Here is a 25,519-nt window from a genome sequence, read left to right as displayed (position 1 = left end):
CTTAACCATCTTAGCGCTGCAGATCGAATAGCTGGCATCCAAACTCAAGAATATCAAAGAATTGTCCAATAAGTTTCCGTCGGCCCGTCGGGCAAAACTTTCAATCTTTGATTTTTCAAATCCACTTCAATTCCCAGCGCTTCCATCGGAATCACCCCTAAAAGTGGAGTTTTCCCCTCTGGCAATTCCAAACACTCAAAAGTCCCTTCGCGTCCGCACAGAGAAATCTTGGCATCTTGAAAAATCCTCGCCTCACTAATACCCGTGGCTGTTTCCACAACCACTTGCTTGAGAATTTTCAAACCCAGTCTGGCGAGAACATCTTTAGGCAAACACAAAGTTGTCGCGCCCGTATCCACCAAAACATTTTCTAGAGTAACAGACCTCACTTGCTCCATTGGAATCAGACCATCTTCGGCTTTCCCTTCATCCAGCCGATTCGTAATTACTAAGGTTGTGATAACTTTTCCCATTGGAGTTTCCGTAGTTGTTTCCATTACGTTCCAATTATCATAAATTTCTGCTTTAATTATAGCACATATTTGCACAGATTTTCAGGCAACGATGCACTGCCCATTCTGCACCGCCCTGACGAATATCTATAGCTAAATTATCAAATTATTGCACGCCAATAAATTTGTGAGTTTGCAAAGATAGCCTGTAACTAGGATTTTGTTTGAGCAATCCCAAAATAATGGGAATTGCTGATTTTTGGGAGTTCCATTCTGGTTGCAAGAAAACCGGAATATTCACATTATCTTCCCAATGCTTGTGATAAAATTCAACTTCTTCGCCAGTGCTAATCACCAACTTAATTTCATTAGCTCTCGTCCAAAAAAGCTCTTGCACCGGATATTTAGGATTGACGTGTTCCTTCGGAGAAAGAGTAATCCAAGCCTGGGGGGAAACATCCTGCCAGCAAGCACCGGAAGTTTCAATACTCACCTGCTTGTCAGCTTCTAACAAAGCTTCAACTAACTCCGGCAAATCGCGGTGAATGAAAGGTTCGCCGCCAGTAATGACAACCCTTGGAGACTGCAATTGAGCGAGCAATTGGGCGATCGACTGCGGCACAGACGGCAAACCTTTGCCCCCATTTGCGTAGCCTGTGTCGCACCAAGGACAACGCACAGGGCAACCGGCCAATCTGATAAAATCAACTAAAGTCCCCGTCCAATAACCTTCGCCTTGAACAGTACACTGAAAAGTTTCATGAATTGGTAATTTTAGTTGTAAATTAGACACCAGAAGTTACGCCTCAAATCAATTAATTACGTTGTTTAGATATAATATTCTTAAATTGTTATTTCTTCGCGGTTTGCAGCAAATAAAAACAGTCCTGAACCTATAAACGGGGTTTATGAAAAAAAATTATCCGTTTTATCCCAGAAGCTTGACCCAGCCCAAAAACGGATACCGTGCCACGTACTCCTGTCGTGGAAAGATAAAAATTTTAGACCAAAGTTCAAGATCCCAGATTTATCTGTGGGGTAAATCTAAAATCTAAAATCTAAAATCTAAAATCGACTGACTCAGCAATCCGGTTTCTTCATAGCTTTGGTATGAGTCCTTAGAAATCCACCACAAACCGCAAATAACTCTTTAATTATCCTGTTCCGGTTCCATCAGAGTAGCCCAACGGCGTTTTAGGGCCAAAGTCAGTCCATCAGCAATGGGGACAACACTGAGAGTAACTCTGGGATCGTTACGCAATTTGTCGTTAAAAGTACGAATGGCGGTGGTGCTTTCGTCTTGTACTTGAGGATCGGCAACTCGTCCAGACCACAGAACATTGTCAATTACAATTAAACCGCCATTTCGTACAAGTTGCAGCGATCGCTCAAAATAAGCCTCATAATTTTCTTTATCAGCGTCGATGAAGGCAAAATCAAAGGTTCCAGCTTGTCCCTCGGCTATTAGTTTGTCGAGAGTATTTATTGCGGGACCCAACTGCAAAGAAATCTTATTAGCAACGCCCGCAGCTTCCCAATACCGTCGTGCGATCGCAGTATATTCCTCGCTGACATCGCAGGCAATAATCTGACCGTTTGAAGGCAGCGCTAAAGCTACGCACAGCGAGCTATAACCAGTAAAAACGCCAATTTCTAAGGTTTTGGTCGCTCCCATAAGCTGCACCACGAGCTCCATAAACTGACCTTGTTCGGGAGCAATCTGCATCTGGGCCATAGGATGTTTAGCAGTTTCTTCCCGTAGTGAAGCGAGAATATCTGGCTCCCGCAGAGAAATAGATAACAGATAATCGTAAAGTTGATTTTCTAAGCCAAGAGTTGAGTTCGCCATCGGTTTGTCCTTGCTGCTGACTTTTGATTTTAGATTATAGATGCGCTGTTAATGGAAATCGGAGACTGTAGAGTTAATTTTGGCACCTATTTTGCTGTGGCTGATGACAGGTTGCAGTAGCAGTGTCTCGGTTACACAGAGGCAAATTGCAAAACGCGAGATCTACTTCCAAATCAGTTTATCTCAGCTACAGGTGATTTAGCAGCTCTGGAAAAGAAAAATGGAAGAGGGGAGCGTTTTGAGATTCCTGCTTTTCTAGCACCGTGTAACGCCGTTAGTGATACGATTTCAAAAGATTAATGCAACGGTAGACAAGCTGCAAGCCCATACACAATAAGCTATTGCCCATCTCGCATCTCAAATAAATCTCAAATGTATGAGTTGGGGAGAAAGTGACTTCATCCCGATCGCGAAGTAGACAAACTGCGAAAAATATAAGTATGTCATTGCCAGTGGAATGAAGCAATCCCAGAGGTTGTGATTTGTTTACAGTTTGTTACATTTTTAAGTTTTTTCGTGTCGCTCTACTTAACCCGGAATGACTAATTATTGAGGACTTACGCACTCCCAAAAAAGAAACCGTTTCCTTTAAGCCTTATTTATGGGTTAAAGCCGATTTATTTTCCTGAAACAAACCAGGAGTCGGGAAATCCGGGTGTCTCAGAGTATTACTATTCACTAACAAACTGAGTTTAATAGGACGATTACTTAACTGTCACAGCTTATTCCTCCACACCTAAACAAGCTACCCACAATCAAAATAACATTTCACGATTGAGGTAGAGCAAGTATTTGTGGGCAAAAGCCCGGCTTGTAGCAACCTTTGAGCCGCACTATTACTCATAACTTAGAAACCGGGATTAATAGGACGATTACTTAACTGTCACAGCTTATTCCTCTATACCGAAATAAGCTACCCAAAATCAAAACAACATTCCACCAAGGCATCGCTATGTATTACACTTTCGCAGGTTTTGGTGCCGTCACAGGCATATTTTTGCTGCTAGTTTTTGCCATTCTCCAATGGCTGCACGTCCCTGCCGGCAGTTTTATTGATTGGGTAATTGCCATTGCTATTTTTGAATGGCTGTTGCTGATAGTTACAGTTCCCTGGAATATTCATTTTGAAGCAAAAGAAGTTTTAGCGCAAGCCGCAGAATCGACTAAAAAAAACATTGCTGTCGATCGGGAACAAGTCAAATACGTTACTGTATTAGTTAGCCGATCGCTCTTTGCGGCGATCGCACTTCACCTGTTTAGCGCGATCGCACTTTACGCCCTAGCCGCCACCGGAATTAGTGCTATTGGCTATCTCAGTTCCGGTGCTGCACTGCTGTTAACTGTACTGCGTCCAGCTATCCGAGGTTATCAGTATTTAGCCCAACGGCTGACAAGTATCCGCAGCCAATTTTTGTATCCCCGCGAAGATATTGTCGAACTCCGCAGCCGCTTTGCAGGGTTAGAGTCTACAGTTAGAGACTTGACCAATCAATTAAGTTCAGACAATCCGAATTCGTGGGTGGCTGTCCAAAACCGGGAACGGGAAGCTATCAGAAGAGAACTAACTACTGTATCCGCATCTCTACAATCTTTGCAAGCGACAAATCAGGCAGAACACACTAAACTGAGAAGAGATGCAGAAAGTGCGATCGCCCAACTCACCGATGACGGACAATTTCTCAACCATGTCCGCGAAATCATCCGCTTCTTTAAAGAATCGTAAACTCAGATGATTTTAGATTAAAGAATTGAATAATTGGGAATGACTGATGACTATCTGGCTTGAGAGCTGGCCTACCGTAAAACTCAGGCTCTAAACTGCTATCATTAGTCATTAGTCCAATTCCCAATCCTCAACATCCACTTGTCAATTACCTATCTTTAGATGGATGACAAATAGTCACAGGTAGTTAAAATCTTAAGAAAAACCGAATTTTATCAGTCTTCAGGAAGACTCAGTTAAGGTATTTTCCCTAACAGCAATTTTTCGTAAACTATAACCAAAGATAGTTTGTGAATGAGCTAGCTTTGACCTAGTATTTAAATATAGCGCAAAGACCTTTTTGAAAAGATAACACAGGAATAAATCATGACTAATCGTCAACCAATACCCCCCAAAGAAGAAGTTAGCAAATCAACACCGGCTGACGAACAAATCGAAGCCAATATGGAAGCCCCCCACTACGATAGGGGCATTACTCCTGCGGAGACAGCAGCACGGCAAGAACGGGAAGGGGCTAACTTTATGCACGCCACCACCGAAGGGAAGCAGAAAAGTGCCAAAACTGATGACCAAACCGATGACGAAAGCATTCACACCACCGATGGTTATACAGTAGACAAAGAAGGTCTCGTTAACAATTACGCGATCGAACCGGAAATGTACATCAACGAACCGGGCGATTTGAGAGCAAAAGAAGAAGCTGAAGCCGCAGAACGCGCTCGAATTCTAGCAGAAGTTAAAGATAAAAAAGGCGAGGAAGGAAAACTGACAACGGATGCAGACACCCGTGGCAAAGGGCCGGGCATTATCTAGATTGTGTGGTTGGTAGTTGCGTTTCAGCGCGCGAAATTGCAACTGCAAACCCAAGGGGCAGGTTTTTATAGTTCCGGCAGTTATCGATCGATATTTCCGGTACAGCCCGCCCCTATTTTGTTTGGCATATCGGTTTTTTGAGTTGAGAGGTTACATCATACATCTCTCAATTACCGTATCAATCGGCCAGTTTTCACAGCCTGCTCAAAAACGCCTTAAAATTCCTCAAGCTTTAACATTTTCCCTAAGCCAATTAAACTTAGCCTCAGCTAGCGCCAAATTTTCCAGAACGTTAGGATTGATATCCTCTCGTTCAAATTCTGGTTGATCTAATTCAATATTGCGACCGTATTCTATATGTCTGATCGTACCGCGCATCCTGTCTGCCAGACACAGTGAAATTCCATAATAAAACCGGGAAGCAAAGCCCATATCCTGTTGAAGTTTGATTACTAACTGTCGCCGGGGAATTGCCAGCAAGTGAGTTTCTTCCATTGCCTTCACCGTTGCCAAAGGAGGGCGAGCATCAATGAAAGAGACTTCTCCCACAAGTTCTCCGCTGGCTATTTTAGCTAGTTCTCTAGTCCGTTCAGCCTCGATCAAAACGCTCAAACTCCCCTTCAAAACAATGTAGAGCGCATCTATCTGTCTCCCTTCATGGATTAAAATCCCGCCCGGATCGAGAACTTCCTTTTTGCCTTTTTGGACGATCCAGTTGATATCGTCATTATTTAACTGGCTCAAAATAAAAAGTGCTTTTTTTCTGCTGCTGTCGGCCATAAGTTTTCGCTCTCGATCGCTTCTTCTTTTATATAAAATTTAGATGGCACGCGATCGCCACTTCTTCCGAAGCAGTCCTCGCTCAATACAGTTTTTTATCCTGCCTAACTTCTTTGCAAAACCCCTATGAGGTAGGCTTGGCCCATAGCAGATGAATCACGCTGAATCATAATCTCTAAATACTAGCATTTGTTAAACAATCTTCTTTAACTCGATCTGCCTCCCCAACATCCCGCCAAATGCCCTCTCCAAAGCCATCGGGTTCGTCCACACAGCTTTGGTACGGCATGGGGCGCGACAGACAATGCTCCGCGCCCAGTCTTGCTCACTAAATCGATCGCAAATCAGGATAGCCGGCCAACATATCGTCAGCGGTCAGAGTGTCCCCGTTGGCTTGAGGAGTCCACAGCACCTCAACCGCCAGCAACTGCTCGCTCGATACTCCCCCAATCTGGCGCAAAGCTTGGCGCAAATCTTCAGAATTTTTCACGGCTGGCAATTGCAATTTACCTTGAGAACCGACAATCACCGTCACCACAATATATTCTCCGGGATCTGAATTCAAATCAGAAGCAACCAGCGCACCATTTTCCTGCAAACCAGGCAGGATCTTGCTGCTCCCTGCTTGTCGGAGCTGGTTGTTATAATTCGAGAGCGTTTCTTCAGTAAATTTGCTGCGTTCTGCCAAAGAAAATTGATTAAACTTAGCTTCGGCTGCTTCCAAGCGAGTTTGCACAGATTCAGCGCCCGCGTAAGCCCAGTATTCAGGATGCCGCAGCAGCGCCAGGGTAGATTCTTGCAGCACTTGAGCGCGACCTGCTGCGGTATCGGTATCCGCTTTTAGCGCTAGGGCGTCGAGTTCGGCTTGCAAACCGCGGGCCTCTGCTAGCAAACCGACTTGCAAGCGGGCGACAGATACAGTGGTAGTAGGGGCGCTGTTGCCGAGTTCGTCAGTTCCACCCCCGGCGCGGCGGAAGCTTTGGACGAGGAAATTAGCAATCGAGATAAAAATCAAAATCGAGAACAGGCCGCCAAACCCGCCCCCAAAGCCAAAAAACGGCAGCAAGAACGGGAAACCGAAGCCACCGCCAAAGCCGCCGCCCGGATAGTAGCCTCCTCCCGACGGCGCGTAAGTGCGACTCGGGGATGAGTAACTGCGCGCCGGAGCACTAAAAGATCCGCCGCCGATGCGTCCGCCACTGCGGGCCGCCAGAGCTCCATCAGCGTTACCGAGGGCTAGCGTCAGTACCAGACCGATCGCAAATAGTGATTTCAAAAGCGGTTTGATCTTTGAAATTAGTTGCTTGTACATAAGACCGTTACTATTCGATACATTTATAATTTACCGTCTATCCTGGCTTCTGGGCAGCCTGGTTATAGGTATGAAGCCAGCGAGATATCCGTACCAACCGATCCAACCACAGTTAGGCCTGAGTTTGCAAACGAGAAAAGCTGTAAAGAACTTGCATTCCTTACTAATTCATTCTGGCACCATTCTCAAGAGCCGGCTTTCGGACCTGTTCCACAAAGACTGAATTTCCTGTGGCGAGTACGGGTTGGGATATTCTAGCCCGCCCATAAAATGGTTATTGACAATGGTGCAACATCTCAGTTACTACAAACAATCGACCTCCTGGCTTTTACAGAACTTTACTTAAGTACAGGGCGATCGGCCAACAAGAAGCTTTAGACTTTTAAATAAACGCCGCCAGTCCTAGAAAGCAGGACTTAATCTACCGTAAACAAACATAATGTTTCCAACTCACCGCCCCCGCCGCCTCCGCAACCATCCCCAACTCCGCCGGATGGTACGGGAAAATATCTTGACAACCAGCGATTTAATTTACCCCTTATTTGCCGTACCGGGGGAAGCTTTTGCTAAAGAAGTCACATCGATGCCCGGAGTTTACCAGCTATCGGTAGATAAAATAGTAGAAGAAGCAAAAGAAGTCTACGACCTAGGCATTCCCGCTATTATTTTATTCGGCATTCCCGCAGATAAAGACACAGATGCTACAGGTGCTTGGCACGACTGCGGCATCGTCCAACAAGCGACGGAAGCAGTTAAAAAAGCCGTACCAGATTTAATCGTCATGGTCGATACTTGTCTGTGCGAATATACCAGTCACGGTCACTGCGGCTATTTGGAAGTCGGAGATTTAAGCGGCCGAGTCTTGAACGATCCCACCCTAGAATTGCTCAAGAAAACCGCAGTTGCTCAAGCTAAAGCCGGTGCAGATATTATCGCACCATCGGGAATGATGGACGGTTTTGTCGGAGCAATTCGCGAAGGATTGGACTCCGCTGGATTTGAAGATATTCCCATCATGTCTTACGCGGCAAAATACGCCTCAGCTTATTATGGCCCGTTCCGGGATGCTGCAGATTCTGCTCCGCAATTTGGCGATCGGCGCACCTATCAAATGGACCCCGGAAACGGTCGCGAAGCTCTCAAAGAAATTGCTCTCGACATTGCCGAAGGCGCAGATATGCTGATGGTTAAACCGGCTTTAGCTTACATGGACATCATCTGGCGCGTGAAAGAAGCAACTAACCTGCCAGTTGCTGCTTACAACGTTTCTGGAGAATATGCGATGGTGAAAGCCGCCGCCCTCAACGGTTGGATAGATGAAGAAAGAGTAGTGATGGAAACTTTGACAGGATTTAAGCGTGCTGGTACTGATTTGATTTTGACTTATCACGCCAAAGACGCCGCCCGCTGGCTGCAAAACTGATTCCCTCGATTTGAGATTAGAGATTAAAGAATTGACTCCACAGCACAATCTTCGGGTGTTTTCGTGGAGTCAATACCTCTATCGATAGATGATTTTTGAGCGAGCAATTAGGCAACAGACTAGCTATCGCTTACGCTTACCAATAAACGATGCCTCGAAACCGGGTTTTTACAGTTTCGGTGGGCTGTAACGAAATAGACGTTAGAAAAAACCCGGTTTCTCTGTAGACAAACTCCAAACCCTAAAAAATCAGTCATTCCCCATCTAAAATCTGAAATCTAAAATCTCAAATGGTATGAGTTATAAGTTGAGAATTTTGACTCAAAGAATTTTTTACAGAATTTACCCCAAAAAGTATTAATAATCACTGAAATTAGTTAGAAAATATGTATAACTAAAAATAGTTTTGTAAATGGCGAATTCAACCATTGATAGTTCCCAAGCAAAATCAACTTTCACTCCTGTAAAACAGTAAAAGTAACACAGTTTAGATACAACTTGAAGGCAGATTGAGCATGACATCAACGACTAGGGATTCCAGTCACATTCAATTTTGTATAGGTCGCGATCGCGCAGACATCGTACAGATCCAAGAACTATTTAAAGCCGCCGCCTTTTGGGCGAGGGAACGCAAGATAGAAGATTGGGAAATTGCGATCGCCAACAGCGAACCCGTGGTTACAGTTTGGGACGGCTCACGGGCGATCGGCTTTGCCAGAGCCACCTCAGATGGGATCTATCGAGCTACCATCTGGGATGTCGCCATTCACCCGGATTACCAAGGTGCAGGACTCGGCCGTAAATTAGTGCAAACCGTCTTGAGTCACCCTCGGATGTGCCGAGTAGAGCGAGTTTACCTGATGACAACTTACAAACAAAGCTTCTACGAGCGCATCGGTTTTCAGAAAAACGCTAGCACCACCATGGTACTTGAAAATCAGCTTCTAGAAGAGAATCTCGAATTAGAAATTAGCAACGGCGAATTGCTAACTGCTAATTGTTAAATAAGCAGAAAACTTGCACCCAAATTGCCTCAAAATCTCTTAAATGTAGGGTGCGCAGCGCGCACCTTACTCCCGATAGATAATTTCCCTCTTCCTTCCTTCTTCACTCTTTCATCTTGACGCTTGACTTCTTCCCTCCATCCCTCAATCCGTTAAACAATCCATTCCCTTCTTCGTTCTTCACGAATTTGCCAAAGGAATAGAACACTGAGTTCGGTTAAAATTGCACTCTTCGGACTCAGAAGGCACGGCCAGAACCTCCAACTTGCCGCTCATCAAACTTAAAAGAGTCTGATTCATCAATAACCTCATTCCAGAAGACACCTGAGAATTATCACTGCTCTTGGTAACATCACACTCCAAATCGTGCTTCAGCAAATCCCAAGACTCGCTCCAAGCACTCACTGAACGCTGATCGTCCACCCAAATGTGAACGTACCCAGATTCCGGTGAAGCGTGGGCAGACACAGAAATACTCCCCTCCTCCATCTGAGCAACAGCAGTATCTACCAAATTTACTAAAACTTGTCTAAACCTCGGCAAATCTGCCAATACATAAATCCCAGGATCGGGCGGCAATATCTCCAAACGAATGCCGCGATTAGCAGCTTGCAAGTAAGTTAAATCATCAACCTCGTCAAAAACTTTAGCTAACTGAATCGGCTCAATATCCATCCTTTCAGTGCCGTGTTCAGTTTTAGCAACAGAGATAATTTCATCTATTAATTTCACCAACTTGAGTGCCGCGGCGTGAGCTTGCTCGACAAACTCTCGTTCCTCAGCAGGATCGTCGCACAAATCCGAGAGAATTAATTGCAGCGTACCAATCATAGTGCTCAGGGGCGATCGCAACTCGTGAGAAGTTCGAGCCAAAAAACCCGCCTTAAATTGGCTCATCTCCGATGCCATCTGATAAGCCAATTGAGTTTGCTTAAGTTGCTCGGAAAGGGCATCAAACTTCTCTAAGTGAATTTCTTGAGGAGGAGGTGCCACTTTGGGCGCAGGTTCGGGCTGTTGCGAGCTTTTTTGCCGCAGGCGCCAAATCAAACTGCTTCCCAAACCCAGCCCCAGTCCCATACCTAAATATATAAAGTCGCTCCAGCCGATCGGCGCCATATTGCTTTGCCTTGGAGTTTAGCTTTTAGCATTCTAACTCGATAGTGCCTTGTCGCAAGATTTCCCAATCGCTGCCAGTCCATTTAGCCACAGTCGAAGGCAAACTCGAAGCTGTCGTCGCTGTTGCTAATTCAGAAGGAACTAATGTCAACACTTCCGGAAACTGAGCCTCAATTTCTGCCACCGATTCCAGAGGCGGCTGGCCGGATACATTAGCACTGGTAGTAGCCAAAGGGCCTGTCTGCTCTAGAATCTTGAGCGCAAGGGGAAAGTTAGGAACTCGTACTCCGATTGTAGTCGGATCGATGGGATTCATGGCCGCCGGGACTTTTGGCGAAGCCGGCAGCACCAAAGTTAACGCCCCCGGCCAATAGGATTCGGCTACTTGCTGCCACAAGTTTAACTCTGCTGGACTTCCCTGCACGTAAGGCCACAAAGCCCTCGCCGATGCTGCCATCAAAATCAGCGGTTTGTCTTGACTGCGGCGTTTAGCTGCAAAAATCAACTCCGAGCGATCGGGACGCGCAGCCAAAGCGGGTACAGTATCTGTAGGAAAACTGACGATATGATTACCAGAAATTGCCCCTTGAATCAAGGAGTCGATCGAAACTTGCGCCATTCGATTTTAGATTTTAGATTTTAGATTTTAGATTGAGAAATTGCGCCTGCATTTTCTTGAAATAATTATAGCCGCTTTTCCCGATCTTGTTGTGCAGCATTTTTTTGAAATCCGACAATTCCTCTTCACCGCTGAATGCACGCTTGGGAACTATAAAGTATGCTTGTCTTGACACAGGATAGAGAGACGGGAAAGGATAAATTAATAATAAATTGTTGGTTTCAATAAAGACTTTAAAAGCTTCCCCTTTAAAGTTTCCTTCCCAACTCGGAGTTTTAAATGTCAGCCGCTCTCCTATCACTTCCACAGTCGTAGGTTCCCCCCAGTTCATCTCCATGAAGCCCCTAGGCATCTCTATGTTTATGTCGCGGGGGTTCACAAAAAAAATATCTACAATTTTACCCAATAAGACTAGCAGGGCTACAAAAAAAACGCCCACCACTAACAAGTAGATTTCTTTGAATATAATTGCTATCACAATAAAGGAGACTCCTATTAGTAATTCCCTTTTAACGAATTTTCTATTGAGAGATTTTGAGGTTTGTTCTGTATCCCCATCAAGAGCTTCCATGGAATCTTGAAAATTCAGTTGAAACTCAAAATTTCTGGCTTGCATATCAACAACTTGAGGAACTGGCGGAATATTGCTGTATAGCAATTCTCTAAACCCTTGAAGCTGCTGTTGATTAAATGGTTTTTTTGGAAAAAAATGCGGTATGTTGGAAAACTCGTCAAAATAGATAACGAACAAACTTTTTGTCTCTAACCAGTGCGAGTAAAATAGCCACTTGAGTTTGAGGCTAACCTTTGCAGTTTCTAACTCCAGTCCACATTCAGTCATTTTTAGAGTAACAAGTTCGTGCCAAATATTAGTTTTCTGTCTCCACGGAGAGAGTAACAGGAGTACCAAAAATTGAAATAGCCAATGAAGAAGTTGTAAAATTGCCCCTATTAACAAAAAAGGTCCAACTGAAATTCCCGGTTCGATGCCAAATTTTATCGTCGGAAAGAAAAGCATATACCAAAAGAACAACCGATTGAAGGAGCTGATATTGCACCACTTTAAGAAATTCACAAGAGGGAGGTAGCAGATGCCAAAACCTAGAATGAAATAACCCCATAGGGGATGTTGGTCAGCGATAATATTGACAATTCCCCACCCCACAAGAACGATAGGAAGACTCCACAACTTGACTGTCTCGAAAGGATTCAATTTCCGGGAAATTCTATTAGCTTCTAAATATTCTTTGAAAGTAAACTGGTATTCCAACTTCACAGTGATACCTCTTGGGTGCTGAGTGCGATCGCAGTTTTTACCCCAACTATAATCTCTCAAAATCAAGCAAGTATACAGAGTCGAAAAATTCTCTCTTTGCTAGCCTTGCTTCCTACCGCCGATAGGCTAAAGCAAACCGATCGATTCCTGCTAAATCAGAAAATATCTGAACTTCACGGTAACTCCCGTGACTTTGCAGCATATCAGCTACCGCCTCAGCTTGTCCCGCCATCATCTCCACCAACCAAACTCCCCCGGATTCTAAATAATCGGGAGCCGTTTCTACCAAATGCCTGATGCAATCTAACCCGTCCAAACCGCCATCTAACGCCAAATGAGGTTCGTGCTTCAAAACTTCCGGTTGCAGAGTCAGCACGGTGCTGCTGGGAATGTAAGGCGGGTTAGAGACCATGCCGCTGACTTGACCTTTGAGAAAGGCTAACGGTTCCCACCACAAACCTTGATAAAAATTAATTCGCGATGAAAAACCCAAATTCTCAGCATTTAGTCGAGCAACTGCCAAAGCTTCCGAACTGCAATCTACGGCATAAACCCTAGCATTTGTCAACGCAGAAGCCAAGCCGATCGCGATCGCCCCGCTGCCCGTCCCCAAATCCACCCAATGCGATTTGGCAAATTCTTCCCCCCGAAGCTCCCAGAAGTTTAAATTTTCTCCCCCCCTTAGTAAGGGGGGGTTGGGGGGGGTAGATTTTTGATTAATATTTTCTGCTTCTAAACGGCTTTTAACAGCTTCTACAGCCAAATCGATCAGCAATTCCGTTTCAGGACGCGGAATTAGCACCGCCGGCGTTACTTTGAGCGAAAAATGCCGCCAATGTGCAACTCCCATTAAATACTGCACCGGCACCCGTTCCTGCAAGCGCCGCTGCCACAATTGAGCAAGTTCAGATAAAGACAACTTTAATTCTATTTTTGGCAAATCTTTAAACGACTCCAAACGCAGAGCCAACCTATCCAAACCAGCCAGCTCTTGCAACAGCCAGTCGATTTCTGCCAGGGGAATGTCATAGGTAATCGCCTCGGTTTTAGCTTGATTCATCCACTGCCAAACCTCTAAACCCGAAACTAACATAAGACTTTGGTAATAATTGCTAATTGCTAATTTCTAATCCGTAAATAGTAGGTTGAGTCGAGAAACCCAACCTACTAATCAATGACTGATAACTGATGACTGATGACTGCTGGCTAACTATTAGCGAGCCGGTCGAGCTGGAGCCGGAGAGGCTGGAGCCGGCCGAGCTGGAGCCGGAGCCACCTGTTGATTTTGGCCCGCACCAGAAGGTTGGAGCGATCGCACAAATTCCAGCGACTCCCGCGACGGAATCAAAATCATTTGGGTCAAAAACGGGTCGTTCTCAGTACGCAAAGCTTCCAAAACGCTCTCCAAGTTCACCACCTCAATCTTAATTGTGGCGGTCACGTTCGGCTGCTGCTGCTTAAAACGATCGACCATGCCCTGTAAATCCTCCTTGTTAAAAAACAAGGGAATCACCTCTTGCTGACCCCGCTGAATCGTCAAATAACCATTTTCCGCACCGCCTCTGGCCAAAAACAGAGGTACACCGTTGAACTCGTTAACTTGTTGACCAGTCTGCTGAAGTACAGTTTTAGCCGACTGCACCTGCTGCGGAGCCGGAACGAAAGCAAATTGCACTTCCTCCGGCTTGCCTTTATTTGCTTGAGTGATCTGATAAATTTCCCCCAGCGACACCGGCATCACGCGCACCGAGGCCGCCAACTGAGGATTTCTGGTTTTCAGTTGATCGACAAAAGCTTGAGCATCTTTTTGGCTGATGAAAATTCCCGCCACGGAAGCATTACCAGTTTGACCCTGACCCTGCTTGGGAACAGAAGCGATCAGGGGCGCACCCTGAGCGTCTGTAATCGTAAATACTGGCACCGATCGCAATTTTTCCAAAATTTGCGGCTCCGGCAGTGCCAGTGCAGACATCTTGCCAATTGGGGAGGGGCCCAGCAGAGTGCTGCCGACAATTCCCAATATTGCGCCCAAACGAACTAATGATTTCATGTTTTTTCCATCAGGAGCGATCCTGAAACACATTAACGCAAAGACTGGCGACTTAACACGATCGTCAAAAACTGCCTCAATTTGTTTTCATTTTGACGAAATGTAAACATCTGAGACAGTTCTGCTTAAATCTATTATTTAACATTGTGCGATCGGGATGACAGGATTTGAACCTGCGACATCCTGCTCCCAAAGCAGGCGCGCTACCAAGCTGCGCTACATCCCGGTGTTATAGTTAGCTAACCTCTAACCATTAACACACAAAACCGCTTGCTTGTCAAGCTTTATTAAATATTTAGCTCTAGATGCAGCTAAGGCAAAGTTTTTTTCAGGTTGTGCGGTTTGACCCCACCCAAAAACCGATACCAGCCCCTAACTCCTATCGTGTTCGGCTCAAATCGACTGACAATACTTGCACAGCTTCATAAGGGCCCTGATACCGAGATACATCCACGCCTCACTGACCGCAGCGCACAGGTGCATTCGGTGTTGGCAGCGTCAATATTGTATTGTATTTCCTCAACAAATCAACGCCGACCTGCACCTCGCTCGCTAATCTGGATACCAAAACATACCTTTAATCCCCTCTGGATCGGACATAAAGCCCAAATTGCGGTAAAAGTCCACCACTTGAGGATCAGCAAATAAGGTAATGTTGCTGATATCTTCACTGCGGAGTTTTTTAATGATGTATTTCATCAGCGCTTTGCCCATGCCCTTGCCCTGGTAGTCGGGATGAACTACCACATCCCAAAGCGTGGCATTAAAAGCATGGTCTGAAGTCGCTCTGGCGAAACCCACCAGCCGTCGCTGGCTGCCCCGCATCTCCCACATAGAGACGACTAGGAAGCTGTGCTGAATAGCTTTTTTGACTTTACGCAGGGGACGGCGGGACCAACCCACTGCATTACAAAGTTCTTCGAGTTCGTAGAGGTCAATGTCCCGATCGCAACTGAAAAAGATGCGAGCGTTGCCGCTGGCGGGTTTGCGAAACGTTGGGGAAAGCGGATCGCCTAACCCAACAGCCACATCTTCCTCAAAATCCGCTGTTTGGGGTACAGAGGCAGACTCAGAACTACTAAATAAGTTTTTCCAAAAACCCATGCAGGCGCGGTTAAGGTAGTAGAAGTTGGACCACGAGAAAGAGAACCCGAAAGATAAATCCACTCCGATCGGCGTGGGATGAATTGCGGGTAACCTCTTGAGGAACAGTTTACGGTACACTCATCTTACGCCGAAAACAGGGATTTGTCGTCCAACATTGAGTCTGCGCTTTTTTGATTCTGTCAAGTTTGGTAGAACTGTTCTGCTAGCCAGTGCCCGGACAACCCGCTTTTAAGGTAAAATTTGTTGCCGAACCAGGACAGAGGCATTTTGGGAATTGCTTCTTTTGAGTGCCGCCGATCGCGTCGGAACTTATACCCTTGGTGGGAAATACCACTGGAATGGCGCAACGGTGACATTCTCGTGATAAGTTCTCAGACAGATTTGACTTTTGCTTTTAGTGAGGAGACGGGCACAATTTAAGTCGAATCGTCGAATCGAAAATCCCATTGCCATAAGGCATGGAAGAGTCAATACCTCATATATCTCCCGCACCTTCTCCTCAATTATGGCTTCGGGTTTAAAACCATCTACACTAGAACTCCTCAAGCGCTTTAACCGAGCGTTTCCGCAGTTTTATGAGCAATTTGTCAGCAGCGAAATCCAGTTGCAAAACCTCAAATTAGCTTACCAGCTTTACAAAACTCGGCAAGCAGTCATCGAAATCCGAGCCGAAGGTAACAAAAGTGCCCTGCATTTTGCTTACCGGAACCAGTCTTTTCTACTGAGCGATATTTTTGGAGTGCTCGCGGCCTACGGACTGACAATTCACAGTCTGAGTCTGTACGGTCAAATTTACCCGCCCATGCTGGTATTTATCAAATTGGTCGTATCTCGCGGTGGCAAGGTATTGGCAGATAAAACAGCAGAAAACGTCTGTAGAGCCGTTCGAGAGGCCTTGGCGGGACATTTTGAGGTTGAAGAGATGTTGGCGGTGGAATTTAATTTAGACGCGGGTTTGGAAGATGTGGCAACTGAATTCTACGTCGATCCGGTTTTCCACTTGCCAGCTTTGCTGATTGAAGCAGATAATCAACCTGGACTTTTTTACAAAGTTATGTATGCCATCTGGCAAGAGGATTTGTTGGTCGTAAATGCTAATTTGCTGGTTTGGCGGGGGCGAACTCGCCTAATTCTCTACTTGTTGGGGCCCAATGAAAGTTTAATTCCCGAATATCTGGGGCAGAAAATCGCTGAGGGGGTGCGACAAAGATTGCTGGGCGAGCGATTTTAGGGCAAGTTAGCGATGATATCTAAATAACTAGATTTCTCTAAGTAGACATTAGTTTACAGAAGTTTTCCAGTGAGATAGGGCAAAAAGATCGACACCATTACCATTGTTCGTACAAACGAGTCTAGATAGCGGTTATTATAAACACGGGAGACCCCGAAACGATGTTGTCAAGCTTTTTAAGCTTGATGGCGTACTTTATCTACAAAATAACCGCCTTATACCAATTCACTATGAAGATACACTAAATGAGGCTGATGTCTTTCTGGTTGGAACTATATCCTTAGCGTTATATTAAATGCAGCTTCATAGTGAATTGGTATTAATAGAAAAGATATGCCAGAGACATAGGGGAGTTTCACCAGCAATATAGCAATTCTTGCAGGAGTCGTAAATTTTTTACCCCACCCCAACCCTCCCCGAACCCGCTCTGAGTTTTTAATAAATTCACCAATGATGGGAGGATTGCTATATTGCTGACTTTTTTTAGTTCGTAAAATCAGCTTGCGGAACTACACGCAAAAGTCGTAAGTATTCGCAAAAATCCCCTAAAATTACGTATTACCTCTTTCAAAACTAGGTATAAGTAAGGCTACTTAGCTATATAAGTGATAGATTAAAGCATTGTTGAATCATCACAATTTTTCTGGTTTAATAGTTGAATGTGGAAAGTACGAATTTAATTTGGACTAGACTACCAAAATATTTGTAATCAAAATTGATACTGAGATTCCGAAGATTTACGATTTCCAAATCGGCTAAAACTGGGAAAATTGTTGTCGAAAAATGCGCTCAAAAAATCGCGCTGATGTATGTCATGCTTGCGAGTATCATACAGCAGACAGAAAATTGAATACTGCAAAAAACATATAACGCTGGGAGAGAAGGAATATTTATTCCAGGGCGATCGGATAAAAGGGCAAGTTAGGCCAAGATTGCCAGTGAAGTGGAGAAAAATCTTGTAGCGTTAACTTAAGACCGCGCGTTGCAGCAGGAAGTAAGAGGTAAATCGATAAAGTTGAGTCTTCTTGACTTACTTATAGCGCTTCTTGAGTAGATGAGGTAAGCAATTTCACTGAAAAAGCTTTAGAAAACAGGGTTTCGGCGTACTCTCTCTTTCTGAGAAAGGCTATACATAGGTTTACATAGGTCTTATGGAGCGGGTAGGATAAAAGTATGGCAACAATCGACATCCTAGGGGTTCGGCACGCTTACGATTTGACGGCTCCGACTGCTACTTCCCCGGTTCTGGTATTTGTCCATGGCTGGCTGTTAAGCCGCCACTACTGGCAACCTTTGACCGATCGCTTGGCATCAAACTATCAGTGCCTTACCTATGATTTACGGGGGTTTGGCGATTCTCAATCGGACGCAGGCGATGCTCGTCCATGTTCCAAACCGCTAAATTCCTGTTACACTCCCGCAGCTTACGCTCGCGATTTGGAACTTTTACTCGAAAAACTCGATATATCTTCTGCTTGGCTGGTGGGACACTCTCTGGGCGGTACGATCGCTCTATGGGGAGCCAGCCAATTGTCCGATCGTATTAAAGGTGTGGTCTGCATCAATGCAGGGGGTGGCATCTATCTTAAGGAAGAATTCGAGCGGTTTCGAGCGGTCGGCAAGCAGCTAGTAACAATGCGTCCGGCCTGGCTGCCTCGCTTGCCCTTAGCAGATTTCGTCTTTGCCCGCGATTCTGTAGCCCGCTCGATCGGAAGATCTTGGGGACGGCAGCGCTTAATAGATTTCGTGGGAGCTCATCCAGAGGCAGCTTTGGGGGCTTTGTTGGACTCGACCACAGAAGCGGAGATTCACCTCTTGCCACAAATTGTGTCCCAACTCAAGCAGCCTGTTTATTTTATTGCCGGTACTAAAGACAAAATTATGGAACCAAAATACGTGCTGCATTTGGCTAGCTTTCATTGGATGTTCCAAGGTTGCGGCGAGAATGTCCTTCAGCTTCCCGATTGTGGCCATTTGGCAATGGTGGAACAGCCGGATGCAGTGGTTAGTTACCTGCAAAATATTCTGAAAGAACACACTTAAAGCGAATTGGGTCAAGGAAAGCCGACGAATCAGGCATTGGACCCAGATCCGGTTCGGGGAAACGAAGCTCCCAAATAGAAAGTTATAGCAGAAGGAAAAAGGAATAAGGAAGAAGGCTTGAGTTGTTCTCTAGGAGAGAGGAAAGTAATGGGCCAGATGGGGAAAGTGCGATTAAGAACGTCCTAAGCGTCCGGGCGGTTGCTATACAAGTTAAAAGTTAAAACATTCTTCCTTCTTGCCTGTTCCTTCTGCCTTTGCCTAAATCTGTTATCTTAAATAGATAAGTCTGCCCGCTCGCCCTCTTCGGACAGACGTTTCGATTAAATAGTGGCTTTCAACTCTAAATTCTAATTCTGCTTAAATATCTGTGCGCGTTAACCTCACCGATCGGCAACAACACATCCTTTGGGCAACGGTTCGCCACTACATAGCTACAGCGGAACCCGTTGGCTCAAAAGCTTTGGCTGACGAATTCAACCTCAGCGTCAGCCCAGCTACAATTCGCAATGCGATGGGGACTCTTGAAAAAGCTGGACTGCTTTATCAGCCCCACACTTCGGCAGGACGAGTCCCCTCTGACTCCGGCTACCGAATTTATGTAGACCAGTTGATTCAGCCCTCTGATACGCTCGCCCGCAAGGTGGAACAGGTACTAGACCAACTCAATTGGTCGGATGGTCGCATGGACGCGGCACTCCGTGGCGCTGCTCAAATCCTGGCAACTATCAGCGGTTACATAGCCATGATCACCATACCGCAAACCAATATGGCTTGCTTGCGCCACTTGCAACTGGTGCAGCTAGAGCCGGGAAAGGTGATGCTGATCGTGGTGACGGATGCTTACGAAACTCAATCGGTTTTGGTGCAGTTGCCGAGGGACGCAGAAGGTAACACGCCTGATGCCGAAATTGTCGATCGCCAATTGCAGATTTTGTCGAATTTTTTGAACACCAAGTTGCGCGGACGATCGCTCTTGGAACTCTCGGCTGTAGACTGGAGCGAGTTAGACCGGGACTTTGAGCTGTACGCTGAGTGGGTGGGAACGATGCTGACTGCTTTGAGCAGCCGCCAAAGCAATCCAACCTACACGCGTATTCTAATCGGCGGTTTGGCAGAAGCGCTGCGCTTGCCTGAGTTTTCGCAGTTGCAGCAAGTTCAAACTTTGGTGCAATTGCTCGAACAAGAGCAGGAACTGCTTTGGCCTTTGATTTTTGAATCGCCTGAGTTAGACACCCCCGGCAAGCGGGTAACGGTGCGTATTGGTTCGGAAAATTCCTTAGAACCAATTCGTGGTTGTACTTTGATTTCTTCGACTTACCGCCGGGGATCGGTCCCGGTGGGTAGTGTTGGGGTTTTGGGACCGACGCGGATGGTTTACGAAAATGCGATCGCGGTGGTGGAAGCGGCAGCCGATTATTTGTCAGAAGCTATTGGTGGAAATCGAGTTAGTTTTCCTGATGGCGATCGAGGGCGATCGGATCATCCCTTGTTAGATGCACCCTGATGTGATATCCCCAAGCTTAACTGGCTTGGGGTTTTATTGTCTGTGGACGTACTCGCAACCTTTATAAACCGGGTTTTGTGACAAAAAACTTAGGCTTTTATCCCACATTCCGCACCTTGGGGTGTTACACAGCATATTTACGCAGAAAACTATATCTTTAAAGTAATAAATTATGCTTTTAATTTTTTTTTATACGTTAATCTACGGTATTATAGTATAACTTATAGTTTTATTGCTGCATAAAAATAAGTAAAAACCGATAGTGACACTTGAGGGTGCGCAATGTGGTTTTATACTCTTTGTGGGGTAAGAAACTAAAGCTTCGCGCTTGACCAGAGAGTTTCGTAAACAACCCGGTTTCTGCGTCCATGAGCGACTCGGAAAGTGGCAGGAGTTGCGGGCGATCGACTTTCCAGCGATCGGGAGCAAGAGATGGCGATGGTGAGCGATCGCGCATTTAGAGAAAGTGGTCGCGGAGTGTTAGTCGAATGGGAGGTTTAGCAGCTTAACCGATGAGTTTTGTTGCAAACCGGGTGGGCGATCCCCCGCCCTAGGGATAGCGGCTGCGACAAATAAATTGAGGAGGCGCGAAGCCCGCGATCGTCGATTCCCAAGGCAGCAGAATGTCAAAATATTAAGACATTTTAGAGAGTTCGTCAAAAACAACTAAAAAAGATTAGTGTGGAGATGAAAGCAATATTTCTTTTGGGAATAGCCCGGCTTAGACAATTGCAAATAACTTGCAGTGAATTTGGCTTGATTGCAATTCAAAAAAAAATTAACTGCTGAGTTAAGCTCGAAACTAAATTTAGGGAATTTTCTTTTAGCATTCAATGAAATCGACTGATAAAACTAAGAATACCTTTGCGATAACAACGCCTCTGTATTATGTAAACGATTTACCTCACGTTGGCAGTGCTTACACGACTATGGCTGCAGATGCCCTAGCCAGATTTGAGCGGCTGCGGGGTAAATCTGTTTTGCTGGTGACGGGGACCGACGAACACGGGCAGAAAATTCAGCGGACAGCCGAGAGTTTGGGACGATCGCCCCAAGCTCACTGCGATTCAGTGGTTCCGGCGTTTGAGGCGCTTTGGGAGCAACTCGACATCCAGTACGATCGCTTCATCCGCACAACTTCGCGACGCCACGAGTACATTGTCAAAGAATTTTTCCACCGCGTCTGGAACTCCGGCGACATCTACTTGAACCAGCAACAAGGCTGGTACTGCGTCTCCTGTGAAGAATTTAAGGATGAAAGGGAATTGTTGCCGGGCAATCGGTGTTCCGTCCACACCAGCAAGGAAGTTGAGTGGCGCGACGAGGAAAATTACTTTTTCCGTCTCTCGCGCTATCAAGACCAACTGCTGGCATTTTACGCAGAACGTCCCGACTTCATCGCGCCGGAAAGCCGACGCAACGAAGTGCTCAGTTTCGTCAACTCTGGACTGCAAGACTTTTCGATTTCTAGAGTGAATCTCGAATGGGGTCTACCAATGCCAGTTGACCCCAGTCACAGCATCTACGTCTGGTTTGACGCTTTGCTGGGATACGTCACCGCCTTGCTAGATCCGGACAGTGACCCAATCTTGGAGAATGCTTTATCTAAATGGTGGCCGATTGACTTGCACTTGATCGGCAAAGATATTCTTCGCTTCCACGCAGTTTACTGGCCGGCAATGCTGATGTCAGCGGATCTACCGATGCCGGGTCGCGTTTTCGCACACGGGTTTTTGACCAAAGACGGCAAAAAAATGGGGAAAACGGAGGGTAATACTTTAAACCCTGTCGAATTGGTCAACAAATACGGCGCTGATGCAGTACGTTACTATTTCCTCAAAGAAATTGAGTTCGGAGAGGACGGCGATTTTAACGAAACTCGGTTTATCAATATATTGAATGCTGAGCTAGCAAATGATTTGGGAAATTTGCTTAATCGTACCTTAAACATGGCTCGCAAATATTGTGGTGGCTGCGTACCAAATGTGTTGGGAGAAAACATTGAGGACGACAACCTTCTCAAGGCTATGAGCCGGGGTTTGGGCGACCGAGTAGCGGGTTTTTACGAAGACTTGGCTTTTAGCAAGGCTTGCGAAGCCGTACTTGCATTAGTTCGAGCCGGGAACAAGTTTATTGACGTGCAAGCACCTTGGAGTTTGTACAAGCAGGGACAGATCGAAAGTGTCGCACAGGTGCTATATTCTGTTCTGGAATCTGTTAGACTAGCATCTTACCTTTTATCGCCGATTATTCCCAATATCAGCAACGCTATCTATCAGCAGCTAGGTTTTTCAATTGACTTTAACGATCGAGTTACAGTTAACAGTTTAGCGAATTTTGCAGCTCATGCTGCCTGGGGCGCTTTGCCTGCAAACCAAACTCTGGGGGAACCCCAACCTGTTTTTAAGCGGCTCGAACTGCTGTAAACAGTACCTTCATAGTTGGCAGTCAGCGATCTAGGTGTTATGACAGACTACGAATTAGCAGTTATTTCCTTACCAATCTTTCATAAAAATTGAGGCATAACAATCATGTTGAATAGAATAGAAAGCAACGACCTTTTTACGCCGGAACAGGTTCTAGAAAATCGGGGTAGAGTGGCAATTTTTATTGACGGTTCTAACCTTTTTTACGCAGCTTTGCAGTTAGGAATTGAGATTGATTACACTAAGCTGTTGTGCCGTTTAACTGCGGGTTCGCGGCTGCTGCGCTCTTTCTTCTACACGGGTGTCGATCGCACTAACGAGAAACAGCAGGGGTTTTTGCTGTGGATGCGCCGCAACGGCTACCGCGTGATTTCTAAGGATTTGGTACAGTTGCCAGATGGTTCTAAGAAGGCGAATTTAGATGTAGAAATCGCGGTGGATATGATGGCTTTAGTGGGGTCTTACGACACGGCGGTACTGGTGAGCGGTGACGGCGATTTGGCTTATGCTGTAGACGCTGTGAGCTATCGCGGTGTGCGGGTGGAGGTGGTGAGTTTGCGATCGATGACGAGCGACAGTTTGATTAATGTAGCCGATCGCTATATCGATTTGGAAATGATTAAGGACGACATCCAAAAAACATCGCGCCCTAATTATGCTTACCGCCCTTTGTCTGGTCTGAGCTTGATGGAGGAACACGACGACAGATAGGGATTTGGTAATGGATAATGCGTAACGGGTAATGGGTGATGGTTAATGGTTTGAATAATGGAGAATTAGAAGTTAAAAATTTTAACAAAGCATGAAACTTTTTTAATTTTTGATTAAGTGTTTTTCAATACCCAATTATCAATTACCGATTCCCAATTACCGATTGCCAATTCCCAATGCCCAATGATTAATCTCACATCCCAACTTTCCCATTTCAAATCCCCAAAATGGAGGCTGCTATTTTTAGCAGCACTGCTTTTGGGGATTGATTCTTGTTCAGTTCCGCAAGAGACTCAAAAGAATAAATTAGCTGAAGATCTCCAAACTGCTCAACAGTCAAACAGCACTTTAACTTTAAACAAAGTAACTCTAGAACAAGCAAACGAAAAGGGCGAGACGTTCTGGAAAGTAAACTCGCAAAATGCCGTTTACAGCAAAGATAAAAAGATAGTTAACGTTGAGAAACCTGTAGGCAAATTGTTTCAGGACGGCAAAGAGATTTATGACATTCAGGGAGAAACCGGGCAGGTATTTCAGGAAGGAAATCAGATTTTTCTCAAAGGTAACATAGTCGCTACAGACCTGAAAAATGGAGTGGTGTTACGCGGAAATGAGTTGGAGTGGCGACCAAAGGAGGATGTTTTAGTTGTCCGTAACAATTTGACGGGAGAGAACAAACAGGTGACGGTTTCAGCGAAGGAAGCGCGGGTTTTCAGCAGGGCTAAGAGGATGGAGTTATTCGGTTCTGTGGTGGCCAATGTTAAAGATCCGATTTTGCAATTGCGAACCGAGCACTTAGTGTGGTTTGTGGGGCAACAAAAGGTAAACAGCGACAAACCCACTCAAATAGACAGATACAAAGATAAAATAGTAACAGACAGCGGTTTTGCCGACCAAGTAGATGTAGACTTAAAGACCAAGATTGCGACGCTGACAAAAAATGCTCAGTTGATGCCATCAGACCCACCGCTGCAAATAGAAAGCAGTTTGATGAGTTGGAATTTTCCCGCGCAATATGTGATATCGCCCGGGCCTGTGAAGGTTTTGCACCGCGTGGAAAAGGTGACGATGACTGGCGATACGGGGCGCGGAGATTTAGAGAAAAAAATATTTTATTTGACGGGCAATGTGGTAGGAATTGGGGAAAAACGTCAAGCTCAATTAAATACCGATCGAGTAACGTGGTATTTAACTAACCAGACTTTCGACGCCGAAGGAAATGTGGTTTACAAGCAACTACATCCGGTGTTTAATTTGACTGGACCGAGGGCAGCGGGAGAGCTGAAAAATCAAACTGTGATTGTCAAAGGCGACGGTGGCGGTGGCCAAGTGGTTACGGAATTTGTACCGGACGAGTATAAGGGAAATTTGGGACAGTAGAGGGAGTTGCAACTGCAGATGTTGGCAGATTAACGCAGGGGAAAACGGATCTAATTAAGATTAGATTTAGTAAGGAGCGGTTGGGATGACAACAACTTTAGAAAAGTTAGAAGGACTCGATGAATCTATCTTAATTGATGGGTTCAGTTGTAGAGAGTTTAAGGCTGTTGAAAAGTTACTCTCGCGTTCCGGGGTGAGACTGCAGTTTTTAGATAGGGTATTTGAGATTAAGCTGTTCAGCATCTAAAACGCATATTGTACTATAGCAATCCTAAATCATTATCATGATTGTGATACAATTATATGCAATACTCGATCGTGACCATAAAAAAATGAATAACTTACAGCTGCAACAAAAAGATAGGCAAAAAAAATAGATTGTTTAGAATCTTTCATTAGAAGCGATATCGATGCAAGAGAACTAAAACGAGCAATAGCTGTAAGGATGGCGCTCTCAGGTAATATATACCATGAAATCAGCAATATTTTAGGTGTAAGTAATTTTTTTATTGGTTATTGGAAAAAACAATTTAAAACCAAAGGCCTCGCCGGAATCTAACTAGGAGATAAAGGGTCAAAAGGGTATTTAACAGCTCGACAAAATATTGAAGTAATCGAGTGGTTAAAGAATAAAGAATATTGGAATTTAGATGAGCTGGTTACTTATGTAGAGCGAGAGTTTGGTGTGATCTATAAATCA

24 protein-coding genes and 1 tRNA gene are annotated in these 25,519 nt (G+C 45.3%); 13 read left to right on the top strand and 12 right to left on the bottom strand.

Annotated features, from left to right (window positions below; genetic code table 11):
- Positions 1 to 53: 53 nt before the first annotated feature.
- The 3 genes from QUA33_RS19735 to QUA33_RS19725 all read right to left on the bottom strand — a co-directional run bounded on the left by QUA33_RS19735 (position 54) and on the right by QUA33_RS19725 (position 2,301).
- The gene (locus QUA33_RS19735; protein ID WP_333100431.1) at positions 54 to 497 is read right to left on the bottom strand and encodes a retroviral-like aspartic protease family protein; all 444 of its coding nucleotides are present in this window, start codon (positions 495 to 497) and stop codon (positions 54 to 56) included.
- Positions 498 to 618: 121 nt separating this feature from the next.
- Positions 619 to 1,245: a 7-carboxy-7-deazaguanine synthase QueE gene (locus tag QUA33_RS19730; protein WP_333150460.1), complete on the bottom strand. Its 627-nt coding sequence runs from the start codon at positions 1,243 to 1,245 to the stop codon at positions 619 to 621.
- 357 nt (positions 1,246 to 1,602) lie between these two features.
- Entirely contained in the window at positions 1,603 to 2,301 is a 699-nt protein-coding gene (locus QUA33_RS19725) for a class I SAM-dependent methyltransferase (protein ID WP_333150458.1), read from the bottom strand.
- Positions 2,302 to 3,253: 952 nt separating this feature from the next.
- Between QUA33_RS19725 and QUA33_RS19720 the strand changes: the two genes are divergently transcribed.
- Positions 3,254 to 4,024 (top strand): hypothetical protein, encoded by a 771-nt coding sequence (locus QUA33_RS19720; RefSeq protein ID WP_333150456.1) that lies wholly within the window; start codon positions 3,254 to 3,256, stop codon positions 4,022 to 4,024.
- A 366-nt stretch (positions 4,025 to 4,390) separates the two neighbouring features.
- Positions 4,391 to 4,837, top strand: coding sequence for a hypothetical protein (locus QUA33_RS19715; RefSeq protein ID WP_333150454.1), 447 nt, complete (start codon positions 4,391 to 4,393; stop codon positions 4,835 to 4,837).
- A gap of 225 nt (positions 4,838 to 5,062) precedes the next feature.
- On the opposite strand, the gene QUA33_RS19710 is transcribed toward QUA33_RS19715, so the two are convergent.
- Positions 5,063 to 5,617 (bottom strand): cyclic nucleotide-binding domain-containing protein, encoded by a 555-nt coding sequence (locus QUA33_RS19710; protein ID WP_333100424.1) that lies wholly within the window; start codon positions 5,615 to 5,617, stop codon positions 5,063 to 5,065.
- Between the two features lie 328 nt (positions 5,618 to 5,945).
- Positions 5,946 to 6,929, bottom strand: coding sequence for a DUF1517 domain-containing protein (locus QUA33_RS19705; protein ID WP_333150452.1), 984 nt, complete (start codon positions 6,927 to 6,929; stop codon positions 5,946 to 5,948).
- A 439-nt stretch (positions 6,930 to 7,368) separates the two neighbouring features.
- On the opposite strand from QUA33_RS19705, the gene hemB reads away from it, so the two are divergent.
- Positions 7,369 to 8,352 carry a porphobilinogen synthase gene (gene hemB / locus QUA33_RS19700; RefSeq protein WP_333068624.1) on the top strand — a complete coding sequence of 328 codons (984 nt, stop codon included), beginning with the start codon at positions 7,369 to 7,371 and terminating at the stop codon, positions 8,350 to 8,352.
- A gap of 515 nt (positions 8,353 to 8,867) precedes the next feature.
- Complete coding sequence (locus tag QUA33_RS19695; protein WP_333100422.1) at positions 8,868 to 9,356, top strand: GNAT family N-acetyltransferase; 489 nt, start codon at positions 8,868 to 8,870, stop codon at positions 9,354 to 9,356.
- Between the two features lie 180 nt (positions 9,357 to 9,536).
- On the opposite strand, the gene QUA33_RS19690 is transcribed toward QUA33_RS19695, so the two are convergent.
- The 7 genes from QUA33_RS19690 to QUA33_RS19660 all read right to left on the bottom strand — a co-directional run bounded on the left by QUA33_RS19690 (position 9,537) and on the right by QUA33_RS19660 (position 15,521).
- Complete coding sequence (locus tag QUA33_RS19690) at positions 9,537 to 10,472, bottom strand: HAMP domain-containing sensor histidine kinase (protein WP_333100421.1); 936 nt, start codon at positions 10,470 to 10,472, stop codon at positions 9,537 to 9,539.
- 25 nt (positions 10,473 to 10,497) lie between these two features.
- Positions 10,498 to 11,091 (bottom strand): L-threonylcarbamoyladenylate synthase, encoded by a 594-nt coding sequence (locus tag QUA33_RS19685; protein WP_333150449.1) that lies wholly within the window; start codon positions 11,089 to 11,091, stop codon positions 10,498 to 10,500.
- A gap of 13 nt (positions 11,092 to 11,104) precedes the next feature.
- Positions 11,105 to 12,256: a YcxB family protein gene (locus QUA33_RS19680; protein ID WP_333150447.1), complete on the bottom strand. Its 1,152-nt coding sequence runs from the start codon at positions 12,254 to 12,256 to the stop codon at positions 11,105 to 11,107.
- A 223-nt stretch (positions 12,257 to 12,479) separates the two neighbouring features.
- Positions 12,480 to 13,460: a HemK/PrmC family methyltransferase gene (locus QUA33_RS19675; protein ID WP_333150445.1), complete on the bottom strand. Its 981-nt coding sequence runs from the start codon at positions 13,458 to 13,460 to the stop codon at positions 12,480 to 12,482.
- Between the two features lie 120 nt (positions 13,461 to 13,580).
- Positions 13,581 to 14,417, bottom strand: a complete 837-nt coding sequence (locus QUA33_RS19670; protein WP_333100417.1) for a Tic22 family protein — start codon at positions 14,415 to 14,417, stop codon at positions 13,581 to 13,583.
- A 152-nt stretch (positions 14,418 to 14,569) separates the two neighbouring features.
- A tRNA-Pro gene (locus QUA33_RS19665) sits at positions 14,570 to 14,643 on the bottom strand.
- 326 nt (positions 14,644 to 14,969) lie between these two features.
- Positions 14,970 to 15,521: a GNAT family N-acetyltransferase gene (locus tag QUA33_RS19660; protein WP_172187348.1), complete on the bottom strand. Its 552-nt coding sequence runs from the start codon at positions 15,519 to 15,521 to the stop codon at positions 14,970 to 14,972.
- A gap of 243 nt (positions 15,522 to 15,764) precedes the next feature.
- Between QUA33_RS19660 and QUA33_RS19655 the strand changes: the two genes are divergently transcribed.
- The 9 genes from QUA33_RS19655 to QUA33_RS28300 all read left to right on the top strand — a co-directional run bounded on the left by QUA33_RS19655 (position 15,765) and on the right by QUA33_RS28300 (position 25,378).
- Positions 15,765 to 15,944 (top strand): hypothetical protein, encoded by a 180-nt coding sequence (locus tag QUA33_RS19655; RefSeq protein ID WP_333068633.1) that lies wholly within the window; start codon positions 15,765 to 15,767, stop codon positions 15,942 to 15,944.
- An 85-nt stretch (positions 15,945 to 16,029) separates the two neighbouring features.
- Positions 16,030 to 16,755, top strand: coding sequence for a hypothetical protein (locus tag QUA33_RS19650; RefSeq protein WP_006631881.1), 726 nt, complete (start codon positions 16,030 to 16,032; stop codon positions 16,753 to 16,755).
- A 1,173-nt stretch (positions 16,756 to 17,928) separates the two neighbouring features.
- The gene (locus tag QUA33_RS19645; protein WP_333150443.1) at positions 17,929 to 18,798 is read left to right on the top strand and encodes an alpha/beta hydrolase; all 870 of its coding nucleotides are present in this window, start codon (positions 17,929 to 17,931) and stop codon (positions 18,796 to 18,798) included.
- Between the two features lie 361 nt (positions 18,799 to 19,159).
- A complete protein-coding gene (hrcA, locus tag QUA33_RS19640) occupies positions 19,160 to 20,302 on the top strand; it encodes a heat-inducible transcriptional repressor HrcA (protein ID WP_445243266.1) in 1,143 nt (380 codons plus the stop codon).
- An 833-nt stretch (positions 20,303 to 21,135) separates the two neighbouring features.
- Complete coding sequence (gene metG / locus QUA33_RS19635; protein ID WP_333150441.1) at positions 21,136 to 22,728, top strand: methionine--tRNA ligase; 1,593 nt, start codon at positions 21,136 to 21,138, stop codon at positions 22,726 to 22,728.
- Between the two features lie 105 nt (positions 22,729 to 22,833).
- Positions 22,834 to 23,439 carry a LabA-like NYN domain-containing protein gene (locus QUA33_RS19630; RefSeq protein WP_006631885.1) on the top strand — a complete coding sequence of 202 codons (606 nt, stop codon included), beginning with the start codon at positions 22,834 to 22,836 and terminating at the stop codon, positions 23,437 to 23,439.
- Positions 23,440 to 23,622: 183 nt separating this feature from the next.
- Positions 23,623 to 24,819 carry an LPS export ABC transporter periplasmic protein LptC gene (gene lptC / locus QUA33_RS19625; RefSeq protein WP_333150439.1) on the top strand — a complete coding sequence of 399 codons (1,197 nt, stop codon included), beginning with the start codon at positions 23,623 to 23,625 and terminating at the stop codon, positions 24,817 to 24,819.
- Between the two features lie 85 nt (positions 24,820 to 24,904).
- Positions 24,905 to 25,066: a hypothetical protein gene (locus QUA33_RS19620; RefSeq protein WP_333100409.1), complete on the top strand. Its 162-nt coding sequence runs from the start codon at positions 24,905 to 24,907 to the stop codon at positions 25,064 to 25,066.
- Positions 25,067 to 25,192: 126 nt separating this feature from the next.
- Entirely contained in the window at positions 25,193 to 25,378 is a 186-nt protein-coding gene (locus tag QUA33_RS28300; RefSeq protein WP_445243265.1) for a helix-turn-helix domain-containing protein, read from the top strand.
- Positions 25,379 to 25,519 lie beyond the last annotated feature (141 nt).

The sequence above is a fragment of the Microcoleus sp. Pol14D4 genome (assembly GCF_036701245.1).
Taxonomy (GTDB): domain Bacteria; phylum Cyanobacteriota; class Cyanobacteriia; order Cyanobacteriales; family Microcoleaceae; genus Microcoleus.
This window is presented reverse-complemented; position numbering and strand designations above follow the sequence as displayed.